Source organism: Pseudomonas sp. PSPC3-2 (assembly GCF_049897085.1).
GTDB lineage: Bacteria > Pseudomonadota > Gammaproteobacteria > Pseudomonadales > Pseudomonadaceae > Aquipseudomonas > Aquipseudomonas paraveronii.
In genome coordinates this window covers 139,630-146,346 of sequence record NZ_JAFCVO010000014.1, presented here as the reverse complement: position 1 = coordinate 146,346, position 6,717 = coordinate 139,630, and the positions used below count along the sequence as shown (strand labels likewise).

Here is a 6,717-nt window from a genome sequence, read left to right as displayed (position 1 = left end):
GCATTCAGCCAAGCCGTTCAAGTGGAATAAAACGGCTGAGGCCATCATTAGCTCGGTACATAAAGCGAAGCTGAGTGTGATAAAAAATAAATTAATGGATTAACCGCTCAGGCCACTAGTCTCCACGTAGCTCGACTCCCCACCGCCCTTCGCGCCCGACAACCATCCCCACACGAAGCTCAAAGTGGTACGCCCGGCCTGATCCACGCCTACCGTGCCACGCGACCAGCCGGCCAGCAGCTCGCCCTCAAGCGTCAGGCATTGATACAGCAAATCGATGGTATCGGCGCCTGTCACGCGCCCGACCTGCGTGCCCATGCGGATTCGACCGCCTTGGTAAGTGCCGGAAATGGCATCGCCTTCGACAAGGTAATGAAACACCGTGCCGGCACCGGATAGCCCGTGGGCGTTGTTCGCGACCGTAAAGTGGCGATTGTTCAAACGGGCGTGGATTGGGGAGAAGGGAGTGTCCATGAATCTCGCGTCCGTTCGTGGGGCTGGGTCGAGCCTGGAGACCCGGCGGGCCTCCAGGCGCCAGCCGTATTACTCCACCGTCACCGACTTCGCCAGGTTGCGCGGCTGGTCAACGTCGGTGCCTTTGAGCACGGCGACGTAGTACGACAGCAATTGCAGCGGGAGGGTGTAGAGGATCGGCGACAGGGTGTCGTGGATGTGCGGCATGTTGATGACGTAGGTGCCTTCGCCGTTGACCATGCCGGCTTTCTCGTCGGCGAAGACGATCAGTTGGCCGCCACGGGCGCGCACTTCCTGCAGGTTGGACTTGAGCTTCTCCAGCAGTTCGTTGTTCGGCGCGACGGTGACCACTGGCATGTCGTCATCCACCAGGGCCAATGGGCCGTGTTTCAGTTCGCCGGCCGGGTAGGCTTCGGCGTGGATGTACGAAATTTCCTTGAGCTTGAGGGCGCCTTCCATCGCCACCGGGTATTGCGCACCACGGCCGAGGAACAGGGTGTGGTTCTTGTCGGCGAACAGCTCGGCGACTTTTTCCACGGTGCTGTCCATCGCCAGCGCTTCGCCGAGGCGGGTCGGCAGGCGGCGCAGTTCTTCCACCAGGGTGGCTTCGACGCCGGGGGCCAGGGTGCCGCGCACTTGGCCCAGGGACAGGGTCAGCAACAGCAGGCCGACCAGTTGGGTGGTGAAGGCTTTGGTGGAGGCAACACCGATTTCGCGACCGGCCTGGGTCAGCAGGGTCAGGTCGGACTCACGCACCAGGGAGCTGATGCTGACGTTGCAGATCGCCAGGCTGGCGAGGAAGCCGAGCTCTTTGGCGTTGCGCAGGGCGGCCAGGGTGTCGGCAGTTTCACCGGACTGGGAGATGGTCACGAATAGGCTGTCGGGCTGCACCACCACCTTGCGGTAGCGGAATTCGCTGGCGACTTCGACCTGGCACGGAATACCGGCCAGTTCTTCCAGCCAGTAACGCGCAACCATCCCGGCGTGGTAGCTGGTGCCGCAGGCCACGATCTGGACATTGCGCACCTTGGCGAACAACTCAGCGGCTTGCGGGCCGAAGGCGTTGACCAGCACTTGCTTGTCGCCAAGGCGACCTTCCAGGGTGCGTTGCACCACGGTCGGTTGCTCGTGGATTTCCTTGAGCATGAAGTGGCGGAACGCGCCCTTGTCGGCCGCTTCGGCGCCGTCGCGGTATTGCACGGCTTCGCGCTCGACGGAATTGCCGTTTACGTCCCAGATCGCCACGCTGTCACGGCGGATGTCGGCAATATCGCCTTCTTCCAAGTACATGAAGCGGTCGGTGACCTGGCGCAGAGCCAGTTGGTCGGAGGCGAGGAAGTTTTCCCCCAGGCCCAGGCCGATCACCAGCGGGCTGCCACTGCGTGCGGCAACCACACGGTCGGGTTGGCTCGCGCAGATCACGGCCAGGCCGTAGGCGCCGTGCAGTTCCTTGACCGTGGCCTTGAGGGCGGTGGTCAGGTCGCTGTAGTCCTTGAGCTTGTGGTTGAGCAGGTGGGCGATGACTTCGGTGTCGGTGTCCGAGGTGAACACGTAACCCAGGCCCTTCAACTGTTCACGCAGCACTTCGTGGTTTTCGATGATGCCGTTGTGTACCACGGCCACGTCGCCGGAGAAGTGCGGGTGGGCGTTACGTTCGCACGGCGCACCGTGGGTGGCCCAACGGGTATGGGCGATGCCCAGGCGGCCGACCAGTGGTTCGCCGGCCAGGGCTTGGTCCAACTCGCTGACCTTGCCCGGACGACGCAGGCGCTCCAGCTTGCCGGCGTTGGTGAAGACCGCCACACCGGCGCTGTCATAGCCGCGGTATTCCAGGCGTTTGAGGCCTTCGATCAGGATGGGGGTGATGTTACGTTCAGCGACTGCGCCAACAATGCCACACATGGTGTTTCTCCTAGATGATTGCCGCGCATATCAGCGTAATGCCGCGGGCTTGGATCTGGTCGCGGGCCTCATGCGGCAGGCGATCATCGGTGATCAGGGTATGGACGCTGCTCCAGGGCAGTTCCAGGTTGGGAATCTTGCGGCCGATCTTGTCGGATTCGACCATCACCACCACTTCACGGGCGACCTCGGCCATCACGCGGCTCAGGCCCAGCAGCTCGTTGAAGGTGGTGGTGCCGCGCTGCAGATCGATGCCGTCGGCGCCGATGAACAGTTGATCAAAGTCGTAGGAACGCAGCACCTGCTCGGCAACCTGGCCCTGGAACGAGTCCGAATGCGGGTCCCAGGTGCCACCGGTCATCAGCAGCACCGGCTCGTGTTCCAGCTCGCTCAAGGCGCGGGCCACGTGCAGGGAGTTGGTCATCACCACCAGGCCGGGCTGGTGGCCCAGTTCGGGGATCATGGCGGCGGTGGTGCTGCCGCTGTCGATGATGATGCGGGCGTGCTCGCGCAGGCGCATCACGGCGGCACGCGCGATGGCGCGCTTGTAGGCCGAGATGGGCTGGGCGGGGTCGCCGACGAGTTCCTGGGGCATGGTGATCGCGCCACCGTAACGGCGTAACAACAGGCCGTTGCTTTCGAGGGCGGCCAGGTCCTTGCGGATGGTGACTTCCGAGGTTTCGAAACGCTTGGCCAATTCGTCCACGCTGACTTCGCCCAGTTGATTGAGCAAGGTCAGGATGTTGTGGCGTCGTTGAGGTGTATTTCGTTTCGACATGGTGATTATAAGTTTCGTTTCGAAAGATAACGAAGGCAATAGAAACCTATAGGCGAAAGTTCGTCAAGCAACATGCTGCAAATTTTTGAAACTGGCGGAGGGCTAATGTGGGAGGGGGCTTGCCCCCGATAGCTGTGTGTCAGTCATTAAGTGCTTTGACTGGAACTCCGCCATCGGGGGCAAGCCCCTCCCACATTGGCTATTTGTTGCAGATAAGCCTGTGGATAACTCAGCTCTTTTTGATTTTTACCGGGCGTTTCCAACCGTCGATGTTGCGCTGGCGGGCGCGGGCTACGGCTAGTTGGGACTTATCCACATCCTGATTGATGGTTGAGCCGGCAGCGGTGTTCGAGCCATCGCCAATAGTCACGGGGGCAATCAGCGAATTGTTAGAGCCGATAAATACGTCTTCACCAATAGTGGTCTGGTATTTGTTGGCGCCATCGTAGTTGCAGGTGATGGTGCCGGCCCCGACGTTGGTCCGCGCGCCAATCACCGCATCGCCCAGGTACGTCAGGTGACCGGCCTTGGCGCCTTCGCCCAGATGGGCGTTTTTCAATTCGACAAAGTTACCCACATGGGCCTTGGCTTCCAACACGCTGCCCGGACGCAACCGTGCAAACGGACCGGCATCGCTGCCCTCACCCATCACCGCACCGTCGAGATGGCTGTTGGCCTTGATCACCACGCCCTTGCGCAGGGTGCTGTCCTTGATCACGCAGTTCGGGCCAATCACCACATCGTCTTCGATGATCACGCGGCCTTCGAGAATGACGTTAATGTCGATCAGCACGTCGCGGCCCACGCTGACTTCACCACGTACATCAAAGCGCGCCGGGTCGCGCAGGGTCACGCCCTGGGCCATCAGGCGGCGGCCTTCGCGCAGTTGGTAGTGGCGCTCGAGTTCGGCCAATTGCTTGCGGTCGTTGGCGCCCTGCACTTCCATCGGGTCGTGGGGCTGTTCGGTGGCGACCAGCAAGCCATCGCTGACGGCCATTTCGATCACGTCGGTCAGGTAGTACTCGCCCTGGACGTTGTTGTTGGACAGACGGCTCATCCAGTCCGCCAGGCGATCGGCCGGCACTGCGAGAATCCCGGTGTTGCCTTCGGTGATAGCGCGTTGGGCGTCGCTGGCATCCTTGTGCTCGACGATCGCCGCGACCTTGCCGTCGGTGTTGCGCACGATGCGGCCGTAGCCGGTAGGGTCATCGAGTTCGACGGTGAGCAGGCCCATCTGGCCAGGCACGACGTGCTTGAGCAGGCGTTGCAGGGTTTCCACTTCGATCAGGGGCACGTCGCCGTAGAGGATCAGCACCGTGTCGGCTTTGATGAACGGCACGGCTTGGGCGGTTGCGTGGCCGGTGCCCAGTTGCTTGTCTTGCAATACGAAATTCAGGTCATCCGCGGCCAAGCGCTCACGCACCACATCGGCACCGTGGCCGATGACGACGTGGATGCGTTGCGGGTCGAGCTGCCTGGCGCTGTGGATAACATGGCCAAGCATGGAGTTACCGGCCACCGGATGCAGCACCTTGGGCAAGGCCGAGCGCATGCGGGTGCCCTGGCCTGCGGCGAGAATGACGATTTCTAGAGACATGAATGGCTACCAATCCTGGGCGGTCCGGCTTCAGACCAGAGAAGTGTTTTGCAAAAAAAGAAAAAGGGTAGCCGAGGCTACCCTTTTTAATCAATCACGCATGAGGCTTAACGGCTTAGCCGCCAAACTTCTTGCGGATCTGCTGGACGGTACGCAGCTGAGCTGCGGCCTCGGCCAGACGAGCAGCAGCAGAACCGTAGTCGAAATCTGCGCCTTTTTCGTTCAGGGCCTTCTCGGCTGCCTTAACGGCCGCCTGAGCGGAGGCTTCATCCAGATCAGCAGCACGTTGCACGGTGTCGGCAAGTACCTTGACCATGTTCGGCTGAACCTCGAGGAAACCACCGGAGATGTAAAACACCTCCCGTTCCCCGCCTTGCTTGGTCAGAGTGATCGGACCTGGCTTCAAGCTGGTGATCAATGGCGTGTGGCCCATGGCAATACCCAAGTCACCGAGTTCGCCGTGTGCAATCACCATTTCTACCAGACCGGAGAAGATTTCCCCTTCCGCGCTGACGATATCGCAATGGACTGTCATAGCCATCTGATTGCCTCAACCTGATGAGCGCCCGTTGCCGGGCGCCGGGATTACAGTTTCTTGGCTTTCTCGATCGCTTCTTCGATGCCGCCGACCATGTAGAACGCTTGTTCTGGCAGGTGGTCGTAGTCACCGTTGAGGATGCCTTTGAAGCCAGCAATGGTGTCTTTCAGGGAAACGTACTTACCCGAAGCACCGGTGAAGACTTCAGCCACGAAGAACGGCTGCGACAAGAAGCGCTGGATCTTACGAGCGCGGGATACCAACTGCTTGTCGGTTTCCGACAGCTCGTCCATACCCAGGATCGCAATGATGTCCTTCAGTTCTTTGTAACGCTGCAGCACGTACTGAACGCCGCGAGCGGTGTCGTAATGCTCCTGGCCGATCACGTTCGGGTCCAGCTGGCGCGAAGTCGAGTCGAGTGGATCGACCGCTGGGTAGATACCCAGGGAAGCGATGTCACGGGACAGAACGACGGTGGCGTCCAAGTGGGCGAAGGTGGTCGCTGGCGACGGGTCGGTCAAGTCATCCGCAGGTACGTATACCGCTTGGATCGAAGTGATCGAACCTTCCTTGGTCGAAGTGATACGTTCTTGCAGAACGCCCATCTCTTCAGCCAGGGTCGGCTGGTAACCTACTGCCGAAGGCATACGGCCCAGCAGTGCGGATACTTCAGTACCGGCCAGGGTGTAACGATAGATGTTGTCGACGAACAGCAGAACGTCGTTACCTTCGTCACGGAACTTCTCGGCCATGGTCAGGCCAGTCAGTGCTACGCGCAGACGGTTTCCCGGCGGCTCGTTCATCTGACCGTAAACCAGTGCCACTTTGTCCAGAACGTTGGAGTCCTTCATCTCGTGGTAGAAGTCGTTACCCTCACGAGTACGCTCACCCACACCGGCGAACACGGAATAACCGCTGTGCTCGATGGCGATGTTACGGATCAGTTCCATCATGTTTACGGTCTTGCCTACACCGGCACCACCGAACAGACCGACTTTACCGCCCTTGGCGAACGGGCAAACCAGGTCGATAACCTTGATGCCGGTTTCCAGCAGGTCGTTGCCGCCCGCTTGGTCCGCGAACGAAGGTGCTGGACGGTGAATGCCCCAGCGCTCTTCGGTGTCGATCGGGCCAGCTTCGTCAATCGGGTTACCCAGTACGTCCATGATCCGGCCCAGGGTCGCTTTACCGACCGGTACGGAGATGGCAGCGCCAGTGTCCAGAACACCCAGACCGCGCTTCAAGCCCTCGGTAGAACCCATTGCAATGGTACGAACCACGCCGTCGCCCAGCTGCTGCTGAACTTCCAGAGTGGTGCCTGCATCGCTTTGTACTTTCAAAGCGTTGTAGATGCTCGGTACGCTGTCGCGTGGAAATTCCACGTCGATAACGGCGCCGATGATTTGAACGATACGTCCGCTACTCATA

General features: G+C 60.4%; 6 protein-coding genes. All 6 read right to left on the bottom strand.

Annotated features, from left to right (window positions below; all coding sequences use genetic code 11):
* Positions 1–99 precede the first annotated feature (99 nt).
* The gene (locus ACP7CJ_RS22065) at positions 100–474 is read right to left on the bottom strand and encodes a hypothetical protein (RefSeq protein ID WP_426101867.1); all 375 of its coding nucleotides are present in this window, start codon (positions 472–474) and stop codon (positions 100–102) included.
* A 69-nt stretch (positions 475–543) separates the two neighbouring features.
* Entirely contained in the window at positions 544–2,376 is a 1,833-nt protein-coding gene (glmS, locus tag ACP7CJ_RS22060) for a glutamine--fructose-6-phosphate transaminase (isomerizing) (protein ID WP_426101869.1), read from the bottom strand.
* 10 nt (positions 2,377–2,386) lie between these two features.
* Positions 2,387–3,154 carry a DeoR/GlpR family DNA-binding transcription regulator gene (locus tag ACP7CJ_RS22055; protein ID WP_426101871.1) on the bottom strand — a complete coding sequence of 256 codons (768 nt, stop codon included), beginning with the start codon at positions 3,152–3,154 and terminating at the stop codon, positions 2,387–2,389.
* Positions 3,155–3,383: 229 nt separating this feature from the next.
* Positions 3,384–4,751 carry a bifunctional UDP-N-acetylglucosamine diphosphorylase/glucosamine-1-phosphate N-acetyltransferase GlmU gene (gene glmU, locus ACP7CJ_RS22050; protein WP_426101873.1) on the bottom strand — a complete coding sequence of 456 codons (1,368 nt, stop codon included), beginning with the start codon at positions 4,749–4,751 and terminating at the stop codon, positions 3,384–3,386.
* A 115-nt stretch (positions 4,752–4,866) separates the two neighbouring features.
* Positions 4,867–5,292 (bottom strand): F0F1 ATP synthase subunit epsilon, encoded by a 426-nt coding sequence (locus tag ACP7CJ_RS22045; protein WP_247406932.1) that lies wholly within the window; start codon positions 5,290–5,292, stop codon positions 4,867–4,869.
* Between the two features lie 44 nt (positions 5,293–5,336).
* Positions 5,337–6,716 (bottom strand): F0F1 ATP synthase subunit beta, encoded by a 1,380-nt coding sequence (gene atpD, locus ACP7CJ_RS22040; protein WP_247406935.1) that lies wholly within the window; start codon positions 6,714–6,716, stop codon positions 5,337–5,339.
* Position 6,717: the final 1 nt, after the last annotated feature.